Annotated in this window: 16 protein-coding genes; 11 read left to right on the top strand and 5 right to left on the bottom strand. The window is 75.7% G+C overall.

Going from position 1 to position 15,702, the window contains the following annotated elements; all coding sequences use genetic code 11:
* Nucleotides 1-255: 255 nt before the first annotated feature.
* From ACQEU6_RS18590 to ACQEU6_RS18580, 3 genes are all read right to left on the bottom strand, one after another.
* Entirely contained in the window at nucleotides 256-1,026 is a 771-nt protein-coding gene (locus tag ACQEU6_RS18590; RefSeq protein WP_499333555.1) for a hypothetical protein, read from the bottom strand.
* 73 nt (nucleotides 1,027-1,099) lie between these two features.
* The gene (locus ACQEU6_RS18585) at nucleotides 1,100-2,089 is read right to left on the bottom strand and encodes an MBL fold metallo-hydrolase (protein WP_499333554.1); all 990 of its coding nucleotides are present in this window, start codon (nucleotides 2,087-2,089) and stop codon (nucleotides 1,100-1,102) included.
* A 99-nt stretch (nucleotides 2,090-2,188) separates the two neighbouring features.
* The gene (locus ACQEU6_RS18580; RefSeq protein ID WP_499333552.1) at nucleotides 2,189-3,349 is read right to left on the bottom strand and encodes a steroid 3-ketoacyl-CoA thiolase; all 1,161 of its coding nucleotides are present in this window, start codon (nucleotides 3,347-3,349) and stop codon (nucleotides 2,189-2,191) included.
* 199 nt (nucleotides 3,350-3,548) lie between these two features.
* On the opposite strand from ACQEU6_RS18580, the gene ACQEU6_RS18575 reads away from it, so the two are divergent.
* On the top strand, nucleotides 3,549-3,953 hold the full coding sequence (locus ACQEU6_RS18575; RefSeq protein WP_499333551.1) for an SCO2583/SCO2584 N-terminal domain-containing protein: 405 nt from the start codon (nucleotides 3,549-3,551) through the stop codon (nucleotides 3,951-3,953).
* A gap of 22 nt (nucleotides 3,954-3,975) precedes the next feature.
* On the opposite strand, the gene ACQEU6_RS18570 is transcribed toward ACQEU6_RS18575, so the two are convergent.
* The gene (locus ACQEU6_RS18570; protein WP_499333549.1) at nucleotides 3,976-5,160 is read right to left on the bottom strand and encodes a cytochrome P450; all 1,185 of its coding nucleotides are present in this window, start codon (nucleotides 5,158-5,160) and stop codon (nucleotides 3,976-3,978) included.
* A 189-nt stretch (nucleotides 5,161-5,349) separates the two neighbouring features.
* Here ACQEU6_RS18570 and ACQEU6_RS18565 point away from each other — a divergent pair, with 189 nt between their 5' ends.
* The 7 genes from ACQEU6_RS18565 to ACQEU6_RS18535 are packed head-to-tail and all read left to right on the top strand — an operon-like array spanning nucleotide 5,350 to nucleotide 12,486.
* Nucleotides 5,350-6,351, top strand: a complete 1,002-nt coding sequence (locus ACQEU6_RS18565) for a 3-oxoacyl-ACP synthase III family protein (protein WP_499333548.1) — start codon at nucleotides 5,350-5,352, stop codon at nucleotides 6,349-6,351.
* A gap of 2 nt (nucleotides 6,352-6,353) precedes the next feature.
* Nucleotides 6,354-7,169 (top strand): glycosyltransferase family 2 protein, encoded by an 816-nt coding sequence (locus ACQEU6_RS18560; protein WP_499333547.1) that lies wholly within the window; start codon nucleotides 6,354-6,356, stop codon nucleotides 7,167-7,169.
* Between the two features lie 36 nt (nucleotides 7,170-7,205).
* Nucleotides 7,206-8,375, top strand: coding sequence for a cytochrome P450 (locus tag ACQEU6_RS18555; protein WP_499333546.1), 1,170 nt, complete (start codon nucleotides 7,206-7,208; stop codon nucleotides 8,373-8,375).
* On the top strand, nucleotides 8,372-9,877 hold the full coding sequence (locus ACQEU6_RS18550) for a class I adenylate-forming enzyme family protein (protein ID WP_499333545.1): 1,506 nt from the start codon (nucleotides 8,372-8,374) through the stop codon (nucleotides 9,875-9,877). Before ACQEU6_RS18555 ends, ACQEU6_RS18550 begins: the two co-directional genes overlap by 4 nt.
* The gene (locus ACQEU6_RS18545) at nucleotides 9,874-10,800 is read left to right on the top strand and encodes an NAD-dependent epimerase/dehydratase family protein (protein ID WP_499333543.1); all 927 of its coding nucleotides are present in this window, start codon (nucleotides 9,874-9,876) and stop codon (nucleotides 10,798-10,800) included. The genes ACQEU6_RS18550 and ACQEU6_RS18545 overlap by 4 nt, the downstream gene beginning before the upstream one ends.
* A 49-nt stretch (nucleotides 10,801-10,849) precedes the next feature.
* Nucleotides 10,850-11,584, top strand: coding sequence for a Clp protease N-terminal domain-containing protein (locus ACQEU6_RS18540; RefSeq protein ID WP_499333542.1), 735 nt, complete (start codon nucleotides 10,850-10,852; stop codon nucleotides 11,582-11,584).
* Between the two features lie 38 nt (nucleotides 11,585-11,622).
* Nucleotides 11,623-12,486: an alpha/beta fold hydrolase gene (locus ACQEU6_RS18535; RefSeq protein ID WP_499333540.1), complete on the top strand. Its 864-nt coding sequence runs from the start codon at nucleotides 11,623-11,625 to the stop codon at nucleotides 12,484-12,486.
* Between the two features lie 14 nt (nucleotides 12,487-12,500).
* On the opposite strand, the gene ACQEU6_RS18530 is transcribed toward ACQEU6_RS18535, so the two are convergent.
* A complete protein-coding gene (locus ACQEU6_RS18530) occupies nucleotides 12,501-13,943 on the bottom strand; it encodes a PucR family transcriptional regulator (RefSeq protein WP_499333538.1) in 1,443 nt (480 codons plus the stop codon).
* Between the two features lie 94 nt (nucleotides 13,944-14,037).
* Between ACQEU6_RS18530 and uraD the strand changes: the two genes are divergently transcribed.
* From uraD to pucL, 3 genes are read left to right on the top strand one after another with little or no spacing between them, the layout of a single operon-like run.
* Nucleotides 14,038-14,511, top strand: coding sequence for a 2-oxo-4-hydroxy-4-carboxy-5-ureidoimidazoline decarboxylase (gene uraD, locus ACQEU6_RS18525; RefSeq protein WP_499333536.1), 474 nt, complete (start codon nucleotides 14,038-14,040; stop codon nucleotides 14,509-14,511).
* Entirely contained in the window at nucleotides 14,508-14,822 is a 315-nt protein-coding gene (uraH, locus tag ACQEU6_RS18520) for a hydroxyisourate hydrolase (protein ID WP_499333535.1), read from the top strand. Before uraD ends, uraH begins: the two co-directional genes overlap by 4 nt.
* Nucleotides 14,822-15,682, top strand: coding sequence for a factor-independent urate hydroxylase (gene pucL, locus ACQEU6_RS18515; protein ID WP_499333534.1), 861 nt, complete (start codon nucleotides 14,822-14,824; stop codon nucleotides 15,680-15,682). The genes uraH and pucL overlap by 1 nt, the downstream gene beginning before the upstream one ends.
* The last annotated feature ends 20 nt before the right edge of the window (nucleotides 15,683-15,702 follow it).

Genomic DNA, 15,702 nt, shown 5'->3' with positions numbered 1-15,702 from the left:
CTCCAGACCGAGCAGGTCGCCCGCCGCGCACGCAGGCGTCCAGCCGCTCCCGCGCGCTCGGGGCGCCCTCGTCGAACTGCGCGACGAACCTGGGGAGGTCGTCGCTCTCGCCGGTCCACTGCGGAGCCTGGACCTTCGTCCGGGTGAAGGCGAGGGGGTCGGGGGCGGAGCGGCCGACGACCGGGTCGGCGGCCGGGTCGAATCACCGGCCCGGCGCTGGGAACAGGCGGTCGCCCGCGCCGGCGGCCAGGCGCATCAGCTCGACCGCGGGCAGCGGACCGGCGGCGGTGAACCACTCTCGCGGCAGCCGCCGCCCGGCCCGACCAGTCCGAGCAGCAGCAGCCAGCGGCGATGGTGTTCGGCGCGCGGACCGGGATCGGCGTACAGCCCGCCGTCGGGCCGCGCCTCGATCAGCAGGTCCAGCAGCTCGGGCTGACCGGCGAGCCGCCGCAGCGCCGCGTCCAGGGCCGCCCACAGCGGCAGCGGCGCCCGGGGCAGCAGCCCGCCGCGCAGCAGCCGCTCGGCGAGGAAGTCCGTTTCGCTCGCCTCGTCCACGCCTGCCGACCGCGCCACCGGAAGCAGGTCCGCGACGACGTTCGGATAGGGGACGGCGCCCGAGTCGAAGAACGCGCACACCGCCTCCCGCGCCCACGCGTGGGCGGCCGCCGCGTCGCCGTGCCGCGCGAGCCGCTTCAGGTGCCCGTGCAGCGCCGACGGGGTGATCGCGCCCAGCGGGACCAGCTCCACCAGCACCCGCTGCGCCCGGGCGGTGTCCGGCGGGAGGTCGAGCAGCCGCGCGTTGGCCTCCTCGGCCTCGCCGGCCTTGCCGAGGTAGAACGCGGCCTGCTCGGCCAGCTCCGCCCGGGCGAACACCAGCGCCGCGTCCGAGAAGAAGTCCGGCAGGGAGGCCGCGGGCCGCCTTCCGGCCGTCCGCAGGACCCGTGCGCGCGCCCCCTCCGGATCGTCCGCCGCGAGTGCCGTCGCGCCGTCGATCCCGTCTTCCTCCGGCCTCGGCCGGTCCCGCATCCGCCACCCCTTCCGAGATCATCGGTGGGCACCCTAACGGCCCCGGACGACACCCGGCGGAGGATCGGGGACGTCAGCGCAGGACGTAGCGGAGGGGGTCGTCGTCGCCCTCGCGGCGGGCGGCGCCGCGGGTCTCCAGCGTGCGCAGGTGCGCGGCGGCCTCGGCGGCGGCCATGCGGCGCGCCTGCTGGGCCATCTCGGCCCACGGGTGCCGCCAGGTGAGGCCGGCGGTGAGGTCCCACAGCGTGACGGGGCTCGGGGACAGCAGCGCCGCCACCTCCGCGAGCCGCTCCTCGTGGTGGGCGATGATCTCGCGGGCCCGGTCCCCGAGGCCGCGGAAGCGGTGCTGGTGGGCGGGCAGGACCTCGCCCACGGTCATGGCCGAGACCTTGTCGAGGGAGCCGAGGAAGTCGCTCAGCGGGTCCACGTCCGGGGTGTCGTAGGGGTAGAGGCCGATGTGCGGGGTGATGCGCGGCAGGACGTGGTCGCCGGTGAAGATGCGGTCGCCGTCCTCCAGGTGCAGGCAGATGTGGCCCGGCGTGTGCCCGGGGGTCCAGACGGCCTGGAGCCGGCGCCCGGGAACGTCGACCAGGTCGCCGTCGGACAGCTCGCGGTCCGGGATCGCGGGCGGCGAGACCCGGGTCTGCTGGGCCGGCCCGGTCAGGTCCGACTCGGCCGCGCCCGCGCGGCGCAGCGCCGTCAGCTCGAACGAGCGGCGGCCGCCCTGGCCGACCTCGTTGAAGAGCCGGACGATCGCGGCGTCGGAGTGGTGCATGGCGACCCAGGCGCCGGACGTCTCGCGGACGCGCCCGGCGAGGCCCGCGTGGTCGGGGTGGAAGTGCGTGACGACCACGCCGTACACGTCGGCCACGTCGATCCCGAACGTGCCGAGCCCGTCGCGCAGGGCCGTCCAGGCGTCCTCGTGCTGCCAGCCCGCGTCGATCAGGACGGGGCCCCGGGGGCTCTCCACCGCGTACACCAGCGTGTACGACAGGGGGTTGTTCGGGATGGGGACGGGGACGCTCCACAGCCCGCCGCCGAGGTCCTCAGGTTCCGGCTGCACCGAGACCGCCTTTCGCGCCTGTTCATGGTTCGAAGGCCCCGGCCGCTGGGACCGGGGCCCGTGGTCGTGCGCTGTCCTGTACTCCAGGATGCCCGCCGGTCAGACCCGTTCGAGGATCGTGGCGGTGGACAGGGCGCCGCCCGCGCACATCGTGACCAGGGCGGTCCCGGCGTCGCGGCGCTCCAGCTCGTGCAGCGCGGTGGTGATCAGCCGGGCGCCGGTGGCGCCCACGGGGTGGCCGAGGGCGATGGCGCCGCCGTTGACGTTGACCCGGTCCATGTCCGGCTCGTGGACCGACGCCCAGGACAGCACGATCGACGCGAACGCCTCGTTGATCTCGGTGATGTCGATGTCGCCCATGGCCATGCCTGAGCGCCGCAGGACGCGCTCGGTCGACTGCACGGGGCCGTCCAGGTGGTAGTACGGCTCGCCGCCGACGAGGGCCTGGGTGCGGATGCGCGCGCGCGGGCGCAGGCCGAGGTCCCGGGCCTTCTCCTCCGACATCAGCAGGACGGCGGCGGCGCCGTCGGAGATCTGGGACGAGGTGCCCGCCGTGTGCAGGGCCTCGGGGCCGAGGACCGGCCTGAGCCCGGCGAGCTTGTCGGCGGTCGTCTCGCGCAGGCCCTGGTCGCGGGTGACCTCGCGGGTCTCCCCGGTGACGCCGCCCTCGGCGTCCAGGACGGGCGCCGTGATCGGGGCGATCTCGCGGTCGAAGCGGCCGTCCGCCCACGCCTTGGCGGCGAGCTGCTGGGAGCGGGCGCCGAACGCGTCGAGGTCGGCGCGGGTGATGCCGCGGCGCGCGGCGATCCGCTCGGCGGCCTCGAACTGGTTCGGCATGTCGAGCGACCAGTCGTCGGGCCGCGGGTTGGCGGGCATGACGTTGCCGCCGAGCGGGGCGCGGCTCATGACCTCGACGCCGCAGCCGATCGCGACGTCCACGACCCCGGCGGCGATCTGGGACGCGGCCAGGTGGACGCCCTGCTGGGAGGAGCCGCACTGGGCGTCGATGGTGGTGACGCCCGCCTGCCACGGCAGACCCGCGTACAGCCAGGAGTAGCGGCCGACGTGCCCGCCCTGCTCCCCGGCCTGCGTCACGCAGCCCGCGAAGACCTGCTCCACCTCGGCGGCGTCGATGCCGGAGCGCTCGACGGCGGCGTTCAGGGCGTGCGCGAGGACGGCCATCGGCTTCAGGCCCGCGAGCCAGCCGCCACGCTTGCCGAGCGGCGTGCGCACCGCCTCGACGATCACCGGGGTACCCATGCGGTCTCCTTCTAGAACACGATTCGCCTTTGAATGTAACGTGTTCTAACTTTGCCGGGGAAGGCCGGTCCCGGTGAGAGGGATCCGGCCCCGCCCGGGCCCGCGCGCGGCCGGCCGCCCGCACGGGGCGCGGCCCTTCCCGATCCGGCGGCGTCTACTAGCCTGGGCGCACGACGATCCCCCCGCGCCGGAGAGTCCCATGGCCGCAGATTTCGACGAGCCCGTGTTCGACGAGGACTTCGTCAGGAGCGCCGTCTTCACCGAGCCGTCCGCGCGCGAGCGCGCCCGCCCCCCGTCCCGGCGCGAGTTGCGGCGGTCGCGCCGCGCCGCGCGGCGGGACGGGGGCCGGCGCTTCGCGGCGCGGCGCCGCGGCCGCGAGCCGAGCCACCGGACGGCGGTGCTCCAGGTGGTCGGCGGCGTGCTGGTGCTGCTCGCCGTCTCCTTCGCGCTCTGGTGGTGGAACTCCGCGCCCCGCGACGAGCGCCCGTCCCGGCCGGTCGGCCCGACGATCACGAACTCGCCGGCGCCCGCCCCGACCCCGACCGCCCCGGAGACGGAGGCGCCGCGCAAGGACGCCCCGCCGAGCGAGATCCCCGAGGTCTAGCGACCCGGGCCGCCGCGGGCCCCTAAGCGGGCCGCACGCGCAGTTCGGCGTACGACGGGACGAGGACGCGGCGGGCCGGGCGGCGGGAGACGACCCGGTACGGGCGGCCGGAGGACAGCAGCGTCTCCAGCATCCGGGCCACCTGCACGCGCGCGACGGCGGCGCCGAGGCACAGGTGGCGCCCGCCGCCGAACCACAGCTGCCGGGTCTCGGGCACGTACGCGCGGCGGACGTCGAAGGGCCCGGCGCCGCCCGTCGCCCGGTAGGTCAGCAGCAGGACCCGGTCGCCCGCGCGGAGCCGCCGCCCGCCGACCGTCGCGTCCCGGGCGACGTGCCGCCCGATCACCGGCGCCGGGGCGGCGACGCGCAGCCCCTCGCGCACCGCGTTGTCCGTGAGGGACGGGTCGTCCAGGAGGGCCCGCTGCCCGCCGGAGTCGTGCAGCAGGGCCGCGGTGCGGACGGTCCCGGACACCCCGGTCTCCGTCCCGGCGATCACCAGCAGGGTCGCCAGGCCGCGGGCGAGGGTCAGGCCGAGGCCCATCTCGCGGCAGCGGCCGAGGAGGGTGCCGGCTCCCGCCGTCCGGTAGGCGTGCGGGACGCCGGTGGTGATCTCGTCCACGACGGCCCGGGCCCGCGCGACGACCGCCGGGTCGAGGCCGGTGGACGCGGTCGTGCCGAGCGCCAGCCCGGCGAGCCGCTCCCCGGCGGCGAAGAGCGCGCGGTACGCGGCGTCGGCCCGGCCCGCGGGCAGCCCGAGCAGGTCGGCGACCATGCGTCCGGCCAGGACGCGGGCCGCGTCGGCGACGTCGACGCCCGCCCCGGCGGCGAGGCGGGCGGCGAGCGCGGCGTGGGTCCGGCCCTGGGAACGCTCCACCAGGGTCCGCGCGGCGTCCTCGGTGAACAGGTCCCGGGCGCGGGTGCGGACCTCGGCGTGCGTCGCGCCGCCGAAGAACCGCCCCATCTCCTCTCCGAACAGCTGGGTCCAGAGGTGGCCGACGCCGCCTTCCCCGTTCATGCCGAAGGCGGCGTGGTCGTTGAGGACCTGCCGGGCGAGGACGGGGTCGGTCACCACCCACCCCAGCCTCGGCACGCGGGTGATGGGGCCGGTGTGGCGCGCCGCCTCCAGGAGGGCGAACAGGCCGGGGTTCGCCGTCCACAGCAGCCGGGCCTCGTGCCGCGCGGCTCGTTCGGTCTTCGTGCTGGTCACCCGCCGATTCTGGCGGTCGGAGAACCCGGAGGGAAACGCGATATCCCTCAAATGGGTCTAAGTGGCGGTACTCACGGCGAACCGGGTACAACGCCCAGCCCGGGATGCGTAGGGTGCCTCTGACCGGGAGCGCCCGCGGCCGCGAGGCTGGCCGGACATCGAGCACGAGGAACCGGGGGACCCGATCCCATGAGAGCCCGCATCACCGCCGCCGCCGCGCACCTGCCGGACCGGACGGTCAGCAGCGCCGAGGTCGAGGCCCGCGTCGCGGCCGAGAGCCCCGGGTACCGGCCGCACCCCACGATCGTGGAGCGGATGACCGGCATCCGCGCCCGGCACGTCATGCGCGACGGCGAGCAGGCGTCCGACCTCGCCGTCGCGGCGGCCCGCCGCGTCCTCGCCGACCGCGCGGTCGAGCCGGCCGGCCTGGACCTGCTGGTCTTCGGGTCGGCGTCGCAGGACCTCGTGGAACCCGCGACCGCGCACATCGTCGCCGCCAAGCTCGGCGCGACCTGCCCGGTCTTCGACGTCAAGAACGCCTGCAACAGCTTCCTCAACGGGCTCCAGATGGCCGACGCGCTGATCCGCACCGGGCAGCACGAGCGCGTCCTGGTCTGCACGGGCGAGAGCCCGTCCCGCGCCATCCGCTGGAAGGTGCGCGACCGCGCCCAGTTCGTGGACGCGTTCGCCGGCTACACCCTCTCCGACGGCGGGGCCGCGATGCTCGTGGAGGCCGCCCCGGACGGCGGGATCTTCTACCGCGACTTCGCCGCCGTCTCCCATGCCTGGCGGGTCGGGACGCTTCCGGGGGGCGGCTCGATGCACCCGCGCGACCCCGAGTTCACCTACTTCAGCGGGGACGGGCGGCGGCTGAAGGACGCCTTCCTGGCGACCGGCCCGGAGATCTTCACCACCGCGCTCGCCAAGACCGGGCTGACCTGGGACGACTTCGCGGTCGTCGGCGTCCACCAGGTCACGCTGCCGTACCTGGAGACGCTGCGCGCGATCCTCGGCGTCCCGCCCGACCGGCTCGTCGTCACGCTGCCCGACCACGGCAACGTCGCGTCCGCGAGCCTCCCGCTGCAGATCGCCACCGCGCTCGCCGACGGGCGCTGCGGGCCCGGCGACAGGATCGCGCTGGTCGGGCTCGCCGGCGGCGTCAGCCTCGGCGTCATGTTCGCGGAGCTGTGACGATGCGCCCGACCGACCCGACCGACCCGACCGACCCGACCGACCCGACCGACCCGGCGAGCCCGATGAACCTGTGGATCGTCGTCCCCGCCTACGACGAGGAGCGCTCGATCGGCGCGACGCTGCGCCGCCTCGCCGAGCAGACCGACACCGGCTTCACGCTCGTCGTGGTCGACAACGGCAGCACGGACGCCACCGCCGCCGTCGTCAAGGAGTTCGCCGCGGGCACGGCGGCGTTCGACGTACGGATCGTCCACGAGCCGGAGAAGGGGACCGGCGCCGCCGCCGACACCGGCGTCCGGCACGCGATCGGCGCGGGGGCCACGCACGTCGCCCGCACCGACGCCGACTGCCTGCCCCACCGCGGCTGGGTCGCGGCGGTGCGGCGGGCGTTCGGCGAGGGGCTGGAGATGGTGTCCGGGCCGCTGCTGCCGCGCACCGACGAGTTCCCCCTGAGGTTCTGGGAGCGCCGCCTGCTGCCCGCCGTCATCGACGTCGCCGCCCTGTTCGGCCGGTTCCGCCCCGGCAACCAGGACCCGCTCTACCTCGGCCCGTACGTGATGATGCCGGGCTGCAACCTCGCGATCACGGCCGACCTCTACGAGCGGGCGGGCGGCTTCCCCCGCACCCGCATCGAGGACGTCCACGAGGACCGCGCGCTGGTCAACCGCGTCCGCTACGTGACCGACGCCTACGGGTTGCGCAAGGACGTCGTCGTGCACGGGTCCGTGCGCCGGCTCCGCGCGTTCGGCCTCGTCAGGACGCTCGGCTGGTACGCCGACCACCGCTACCGCCCCGCCGTCGTGGACATTCGATGAGCGCTGGGGACATCCGATGAGCGCTGGAGACATCCGATGAACTGGGAGACGCGGCTCTACCTGACCGCGCACCCCGTCGCCTACCCGCTCCTGCGCGGGGTCGCGCGGCGCGGGCCGGTCGTGCGCGTGCCGGGGGTCGGGGTGGTCGTGAACGACGCCGCCCTGGCCCGCGAGATCCTCATGGACGGCGAGACGTTCCGCAAGGACGGCCCCGGCTCGCCCGGCGAACTCTGGACGCCCGTGCTCGGGCCGTCCGTCCTGCTCAACATGGAGGGCGACGCCCACCGCGCCCTCCGCCGCCGCCTGACCGAGCTGTTCACCCCCTCCTACACCGAGGCGCTGTGCGCCCGCGTGCTGGCCGGGCCGCTGGCCGCGCTGTCGGACCGCCTCGGGCGCGGCGCGGCCGTCGACCTCGTGGACGCGGCGCGGGTCATGGCCGGGACCGTGATCGGCGAGGTCATCGGGCTCGAAGGCGGCACCGAGGCCGCCTACCGGGACCTGTTCGAGCGGGGCGAGAAGATCGTCTCGATGGTGTCGCTGCGCACGCGGCGGCTCTCCCCGTCGAAGGCCCGGCGCGCCCGCGCGGTGCTCGACCCGCTCGGCGACATCGCGGCGAAGTCCTACCTGGCCGGGGACGAGTCCACGGTCATGGGGCGGATGCGGGTCCTCGGCCTGTCGCGGGACGAGGCGCGCGGCGCCGCCGGCGCGTTCTTCCTGACCGGCACCGAGACCGTCGCCACGCTCCTGCCGCGCCTGATCGCCCTGCTCGCCGACCACGGGCAGTTCGGCCGCGTCGCGGCGGACCCCGCGCTCCTCGACCGGGCCGTCGAGGAGGCGATGCGCGTCGCGACGCCGACGCCGGTCATGCTGCGCAGCGTGCACCGCCCGGCCGCGGTCGGGGGCGCGGCGGTCCGTCCCGGCGACCGGGTGCTGATCGCCACGCACAACTGCTGCCGCGCCCACGGCCCGTTCGACCTGGACCGCCCGCATCCGCCCGAGCTGCGCCGGCTGTGGTTCGGCGCCGGGCCGCACTTCTGCATCGGGTACCCGCTGGCCATGGCGCAGATCCGCCTGGTCGCCCGGACGCTGCTCGCCGCCGCGCCGCTCACGGTCACGCGCCGCGCCGCCGCCCGGAACGTGCTGATCCCGACGTACCGCCACCTGGCCGTCCGGTCCGGCGATCCCGCGAAGGGGAGGGCGGCATGACGCTCGTCCGGCGCCTGCTCGACCAGGCGGCGCGGAGGCCCGCCGCCGTCGCCCTGGTCTCCGGGGACGGGACGGAGCTGACCTACGGCGACCTGAGGCGGCGGGTGCTCGCCGTCCGGCACGGGCTGCTGTCCTGCGGGCTCGCCCCGGGCGACGGCGTGCTGTTCTCGGTGCGTCCCTCGCCGGAGTCGCTCGTCCTCGCGCTGGGCGTGGTCGCGGCCGGGGGAGTGGTCGTGTTCGCCGACCCGGGGGCCGGGCCGGAGATGTTCACCGCGCGGCTGCGGCTGGCGCGTCCCCGCTGGTCGGCGGCCGAGTCGGTGCTGTACGCGGGGAGCAGGCTCCGGCCCGTCCGGGCGTACGCGCGGCGGCGCGGGCTGCTCCTGCCGAACCTCGCCGACCTCCAGATCCCGGGCGAGGGCCCGATGCGGCACATCCACGTCGGCCGCCGGCTGCCGGGCGTGCCCCGGAGCTCGCTGTCCTTCGCGCGCCTGGCCCGGGGCGACGCCCCCGAGCCGGACCGCGAGGCCGATCCGGACGCGCCCGCCGCCGTGATCTTCACATCGGGCACGACGGCGGACCCGCGCGCGGTCGTCCACACGCAGGCGTCGCTGGCGGCGGCGCTGGACCTGTTCCGGTCCCGGCTGCCGCTCGGTCCGGGGGACGTCGTCCACACCGACCAGCTCATGCTCGGCCTGCCGACCCTGATCGCGGGCGCCCGCTGGTCGATGCCGCCCCTGTTCTGCGCCCCGGCCGACTTCGCGCGGCTGATGCGCGAGCGGGGGGCCACGCACACGTTCTGCGTCCCGGTCCACCTGGCCGAGATCCTGGACGCGTGCCGCGAGCTGCCGCCGTCCGTCCGGTACGTGCTGCTCGGCGCCGCGCCCGCGCCCGCGGCCGTGCTCCGGCAGGCGGTCGAGGCCGCCCCCGGCGCGGAGGTCCTGTCGGTGTACGCGATGACGGAGATCCTGCCCGTGGCGATCGCGTCGGCGCGCGAGAAGCTCGCGCACGACGGGCCCGGCGACCTGCTCGGCGCGCCGCTGCCCGGCGTCGGCGCCCGCCTGGGCGCCGACGGGGAGCTGCTGCTGTCCGGCCCCAACCTCTGCCGCGGGTACCTCGGCGCGGACCCCGTCGCCGAGCTGCCGACCGGCGACCTCGCGCGGCTGGACGGCGGCCGCCTCGTCCTGACGGGACGCAAGAAGGACATGCTGATCCGCGGCAAGTTCAACCTCTACCCCGGCCTGTACGAGCCGTCGATCGCCGCGCTGCCCGGCGTGGCCGAGGCCGCCATCGTGGGCGTGCCGGACCCGCGGACCGGGGACGAGGAGGTCGTCCTGGCGGTCGTCGGCCCCGGCGACCTGCCGGACCGGCTCCGCCGAACCCTCCCGGACGTCATCGACCACGACGCCCTTCCCGACCGCATCGTCGTCCTGGAGGAGCTGCCCCGCTCCGGGCGCACCCGCAAGCTCGACCGGGACCGGCTCCGCGAGCTGGTGGCGCCGTGAGGATCGCGGTCACGGGAGCCTCGGGCTTCGTCGGCGGCGCGGTGTGCCGGGCGCTCGCGTCCGGGGGGACCGGCGTGCTCGCGTTCGGCCGCCGCCCGGCGGCGGCTCCCGGCCACGTGGGCGGCGCGCCCTACCGGTCCTGGGATCTGACCGGGGGGCCGATACCCGGCGCGCCCGCCGTGGACGCGGTCGTCCACTGCGCGGGCAGCGTCACCGACTGGGGACCCGCCGCCGCCCTCTTCGCCGCCAACCTGACCGGCACCCGCAACGCCCTGGCGAGCTTCCCGGGGGCGCGGTTCGTGCACGTGAGCACCGCCAGCGTGTACGACCCGTTCGCGCCGAGCGTCATGGCGCGCGAGGACGAGGCCCCGGTGCGCCGCTACATGAACGCCTACGGCGCGTCGAAGGCCGCCGCCGAACGCGCCGCCGCCGACGCCGGCGCGGTGATCCTTCGTCCCCACGCGGTCTACGGGCCCGGCGACACGACCCTCCTGCCGCGCGTCCTTTCCGCCGTGCGGGGCCCGGTCCTGCCCGCCGTCGGGACCGGCCGCCAGCGCGTCAGCCTGACCTCGGTCGGGAACCTCGTCCAGGCCTGCGTCCTGGCCGCGACGGGTCCCGCGGCCTCCGGCGTCTTCAACGTCGCGGACGCGGCGCCGGTCGCGATCGACGACGCGTTCCGCGCGATCCTGCGCGAGCGCGGCGTCCGGGCGCGGCCGGTGTACGTCCCGGCGCGCGCCGCCCGCCCGCTCGCCGCCGTCGCCGAGGGGGCGTTCCTGCTGGCCCGCCGCCGCGAACCGCCGCGCCTCACCCGCTACGCGATCAGCCATCTCGCCCTGGAGCGCACCCTCGACACCACCGCCGCCCGGGAGGCCCTCGGCTTCGACCCCGCCCCGACGTCCTTCGCCGGCGCCGCCGCCTGGTGATCGTCAACCCAAGGTTGACGATTTCGGAACGTCAACCTATGGTTGACGCATGACCGAACCCCAGCGGCCGGCCGTCCAGGTCCGGCTGGACGACCTGATCAACAGCATCAAGAACGTCCACACCGACGCCCTCGAACAGCTCACCAGCGCGGTCCTCGCCGCCGAGCACCTCGGCGAGGTCGCCGACCACCTCATCGGCCACTTCGTCGACCAGGCCCGCCGCTCCGGCGCGTCCTGGACGGAGATCGGCAAGAGCATGGGCGTCAGCAAGCAGGCCGCGCAGAAGCGCTTCGTCGCCAAGGGCGACAACCCCGACCTCGACCCCTCGCAGGGCTTCTCCCGCTACACCGAGCGCGCCCGCAGCGTCGTCGTGGCCTCGATGCGGGAGGCCCGGGCCGCCGGAAACGCCGAGATCACCCCGGCCCACCTCGTGCTGGCCCTGCTCACCGAGCCCGAGGCGCTCGCCGCCAAGGCGATCCTCGCCCAGGACGTGCTGCTGGACACCCTCCGGCAGGCCGCCGCGGCCGTGCTCCCCCCGGACGCGGGGGAGGTCCCCGAACTCATCCCCTTCGGCCAGGACGCCAAGAAGGCCCTCGAACTGACGTTCCGCGAGGCGCTGCGCCTCGGCCACAACTACGTCGGCACCGAGCACATCCTGCTCGCCCTGCTGGAGTTCGAGGACGGCACGGGCATCCTGTCCGACGCGGGCGTCGACAAGGCGGCGGCCGAGGCGAACATCACCGCGGCGTTGGAGGCCGTCGTCGCCGAGACCGACACGCCGTGAGGCGATGAGTTCCGGCTCCGCGCACGGTCCACCCCTCCATGGAGAAGCTCATCAAGGCCAACGGGGCGGACCTGTGCGCGGAGACGTTCGGTGACCCGTCCGATCCGCCGATCCTGCTGATCGGCAACACGATGCTCACCTGGCCGGACGAGCTGTGCGAGCGCCTCGCCGCGCCGCGCAGGTTCGCCGTCCGCTACGACCAGCGCGACACGGGCCGTTCCGAGACCGCCGACCCCGAGGCCCCCCGCTACACGCTGCGCGACCTCGTCGCCGACGCCGCCGGCGTCCTCGACGCCTTCGGACTGCCGTCCGCGCACGTCGCCGGGTTCGGCGTCGGCGGCTGGATCGCCCAGCTCCTCGCCCTGGACCACCCGGCCCGCGTCACCACCCTCACCCTCATCGCCACCCGGCCCACGGCCCCGGGACCGGCCGACGCCGACCTGCCCGAGCACGCCCCGGAGCTGATGGCCCGCTTCATGCGGCAGCCGAAGGTCGACTGGGCGGACCGGGAGTCGGTGGTCGCCTTCCAGGTCGAGAACGCCCGCCACCTGGCGGGCCCCTCCTTCGACGAGGCCGAGGCCCGTGCGAACGTCCAGCGGATCTGGGACCGCACGGTGACGGGGGCCGACCCCGGCAAGGCGCACCGGGCGAACCAGATGGGGACCGTCTTCGCGGCCCTGGACTCCGGCGACCGCTGGCGCGAGCGCCTGCCCGGGATCACGGCCCCGACCCTCGTCGTCCACGGAGAGGACGACCCCTTCTTCCCGCTGGGCAACGGCCGGGCGCTGGCCGCCGAGATCCCGTCCGCCGAGCTCCTCGTCCTCCCCGGCACGGGCAGCGGGCTCCCGCGCCGGACCTGGGACGCGGTCCTCCCCGCGCTCCTGCGGCACACCACGGCCTGAGGGAGCCGGCGGGGTCAGACGAGGAGCGCGAGGAAGAAGTCGACGCGGTCCTCCATCCGGGACAGGTCGCGGCCGGTCAGGTCCTGGATGCGCTGGACGCGGTAGCGGACCGAGTTGACGTGGAGGTGGAGCTCCTCGGCGCACCGCGTCCAGGAGCCGGAGTTGCGCAGGAACGCCTCCAGCGTCCGGACGAGCCCGGCGCCGTGGAGCTCGTCGTAGGAGTACAGCGGGTCGAGGAGGCGCACCCGGAACATTCGGCGGACGTCGTCCGGCACGCTCGCGAGCAGCAGCACGTGGGTCGCGAGCTCCTCGTGCCGGACGACGCACGCCGGGGAAGGGCGGGTCGCGGCGAGGCGGCGGGCGTGGCGGGCCTCCTCGATGGCGCCGCGCAGATCGGGGGGCACGGCGGCGCCGCTGACCCCGACGGCGACGCGGACGCCCGCCAGGCCGGGGGCGAGGAGGCCGAGGGCGTCCTGGACGGCGGCGGCGACGTCCCGCCCGCCGGACCGGACGAGCGCGACGGCCTCCCCGTCCAGCAGCCCGACCACCGGGCGCGGCGCCGGCACCACCTCGGCGAGGACGGTGCGCAGCTCGCCCGGCCGCAACGGGCCTTCCGCGGACGCGGCGACGGCCACCACCGGCGCCGCGAGCTCCTCCGGATCCGGGAGATCGTCCCCGGCGAAGGCGGCGGCCACGACGTCCTGGGACGAGCGGTCGTCGGCGCGCAGCCGCGCCCGTTCGAGGCCGACGATCGCGGCGAGCTCCCCGGCCATCGTGCGGCGTTCGGGCGGCCAGTCGGCGCAGTCGCCCTCCAGCGCCACGAACCAGTCGGCGACCCGGGGCGTGTCGGCGGGGGACACGGCGAACACCGACATGTCCTGGCCCGGGACGTGGTGCGGCAGCCGGGGCGCGGTGAGGAACGCGGCGGCCAGGGCGGCGGCGTCGGCCGGCGGCGGCCCCGCGACGACGCGCCCGGTCGGGGCCAGGACGTGGCAGTGCCCGACCAGGTCGAGGACGGCGCCGAGGCCCGTCCCCTCGACCAGGCGGCGGTGCCGGTCCAGCAGGGCGGTGAGGTCGGCCGCGCGGGCGCGGGACAGGTGCCGGACGACCTCCTCGGTCACGGTCGCGAACGCCACGTCCTCCGGGACCTCGAACAGCGGCAGCCGGTGCCGGCGGCAGGCCTCCACGAGGTCGTCCGGGACGGCGCCGAGCGCGAGGTCCCACGCGGCCAGCCCGGACACGCCCGCGCCGGCGAGAGCCGCGACGAACGCCTCGGAGTCGTCCGGGGCAGTCCGCCAGACCAGGCCGGTGAGCACGAGCTCGCCGCCCCGCAGGTAGCGGCCCGGGTCGATCAGGTCGGTGGTGACGACCCACCGGATCGGCCGGTCCAGCTCGTCCTCCCCGGTGACGACCTCCAGCCGCAGCCCGGGCATGGCGAGCAGCGAACGCAGCTTCATGTGGAGGAAGCTACAAAAGACCGCCCGCCACCGCGCGCCGGTTCGGACGTCCTGCCTCTCGACCAGGCCCGGGGCGGCCTTGTGTACTGCAAGTGTGGTGGAACCGAGCATCGAGGAACTGGCGGCGTGCTGCGCGTCCCGCCGGTGGATCGCCGCGGTCGCCGGGCGGCCCTACCCCGGTCTCGCCGCGCTTCGCGCCGCGTCGAGGCGGGCGCTGGACGGCCTGGAGTGGGCGGACGTCGAGGAGGCGCTCGCGGCGCATCCCCGCATCGGGGAGCGGGTGGGCGGCGCCGCGCCGGAGGCCCGCTGGTCGCGCGGGGAGCAGGCCGGGGCGGCGGCCGCGGACGCCGACGTTCAGGAGGCCCTGATCGCGGGAAACCGGGCCTACGAGGAGCGTTTCGGGCACGTGTTCCTGATCCGCGCGTCCGGGCGCTCAGGGAAGGAGATGCTCGCCGCGCTGCGTGAGCGGCTCGGCAACGACCCCGCCGCCGAGCGCGACGCCGTCCGCCGGGAACTGGCGGAGATCGTCGACCTGCGGCTGGCCAGGCTGGTGGAGGAGGACGCGTGAGCCTTTCGACGCACGTACTGGACGCGGCGAAGGGGACGCCCGCCGCGGGCGTGGCCGTCCGGCTGGAGCGCCGCGACGCGGCCGGCGGCTGGACGACGCTCGCCGAGGCCCGCACCGACGCCGACGGCCGCGTCCGGGAGTGGGCCGCCGAGCCGGGCGCGGGGGTGCACCGGCTGACGTTCGCCACCGAGGGCCTGTCGGACTTCTTCCCCGAGGTCGCGGTCGCGTTCACCGTCGACGACCCGGGCCGGCACTACCACGTCCCGCTCCTGATCAGCCCGTTCGCGTACTCGACGTACCGGGGGAGCTAGTGGCGACCGTTCTCGGGCCCAACCGCTACGGCAAGGCGGAGACGCGCGTCGTGCGCGTGACGCGGGACGGCGGCACCCACCGGATCAAGGACCTGAACGTCAGCGTCGCCCTCTCCGGCGCCATGGACGAGGTGCACCTGACCGGCGACAACGCGGCCGTGCTGCCCACCGACACCCAGAAGAACACCGTGTTCGCGTTCGCCCGCGAGCACGGCATCGGTGCGATCGAGGACTTCGGCCTCCTGCTCGCGCGGCACTTCACGGCGTCCCAGCCGGCGATCACCCATGCCCGGGTGGAGATCAGCGAGTACGGCTGGCGGCGCATCACGGGCGGGCACTCGTTCGTCCGGGACGGCGGCGAGGTGCGGACGGCGCTGGTCCACTGCGGCGCCGAGGCGGAGTCGGTCGTCTCGGGCCTCACCGACCTGGTCGTCCTCAACTCCACCGGCAGCGAGTTCCACGGCTTCGCCAGGGACGCGTACACGACGCTCGAACCGGCCGACGACCGGATCCTCGCCACGGCGGTGACCGCCCAATGGCGGCACCGGGACACGACCGGGGCCTGGGACGACTCCTACGCCGCCGCCCGCGACGGACTGCTGCGCGCGTTCGCCGAGACGCACAGCCTGTCGCTCCAGCAGACGCTCTTCCAGATGGGGCGCCGCGTCCTGGACGAGCGCCCGGAGGTCTGCGAGGTCAGGCTCTCGCTGCCCAACAAGCACCACTTCCTGGTCGACCTGGAGCCGTTCGGCCTGGACAACGACAACGAGGTCTACTTCGCGGCGGACCGCCCCTACGGGCTCATCGAGGGCACGGTGCGGACCGACGACGCGCCCGCCGCACCGGCGGCCTTCGGCTGAGGCCGTCATGGAGGAATACT

The organism is Spirillospora sp. CA-108201, assembly GCF_050936235.1.
Lineage (GTDB): Bacteria > Actinomycetota > Actinomycetes > Streptosporangiales > Streptosporangiaceae > Spirillospora.
Note: the sequence above shows the minus strand (reverse complement) of the source record. Positions and strands in the feature narration are given on the sequence as shown.

Coding starts and splice junctions, on each gene's coding strand:
- ACQEU6_RS18575 (WP_499333551.1), top strand. CDS start 3,549: ATGGCCGCAGATTTCGACGAGCCCGTGTTCGACGAGGACTTCGTCAGG.
- ACQEU6_RS18555 (WP_499333546.1), top strand. CDS start 7,206: ATGAACTGGGAGACGCGGCTCTACCTGACCGCGCACCCCGTCGCCTAC.
- ACQEU6_RS18590 (WP_499333555.1), bottom strand. CDS start 1,026: ATGCGGGACCGGCCGAGGCCGGAGGAAGACGGGATCGACGGCGCGACG.
- ACQEU6_RS18530 (WP_499333538.1), bottom strand. CDS start 13,943: ATGAAGCTGCGTTCGCTGCTCGCCATGCCCGGGCTGCGGCTGGAGGTC.
- ACQEU6_RS18550 (WP_499333545.1), top strand. CDS start 8,372: ATGACGCTCGTCCGGCGCCTGCTCGACCAGGCGGCGCGGAGGCCCGCC.
- ACQEU6_RS18535 (WP_499333540.1), top strand. CDS start 11,623: ATGGAGAAGCTCATCAAGGCCAACGGGGCGGACCTGTGCGCGGAGACG.
- ACQEU6_RS18565 (WP_499333548.1), top strand. CDS start 5,350: ATGAGAGCCCGCATCACCGCCGCCGCCGCGCACCTGCCGGACCGGACG.
- ACQEU6_RS18560 (WP_499333547.1), top strand. CDS start 6,354: ATGCGCCCGACCGACCCGACCGACCCGACCGACCCGACCGACCCGACC.
- ACQEU6_RS18540 (WP_499333542.1), top strand. CDS start 10,850: ATGACCGAACCCCAGCGGCCGGCCGTCCAGGTCCGGCTGGACGACCTG.
- ACQEU6_RS18580 (WP_499333552.1), bottom strand. CDS start 3,349: ATGGGTACCCCGGTGATCGTCGAGGCGGTGCGCACGCCGCTCGGCAAG.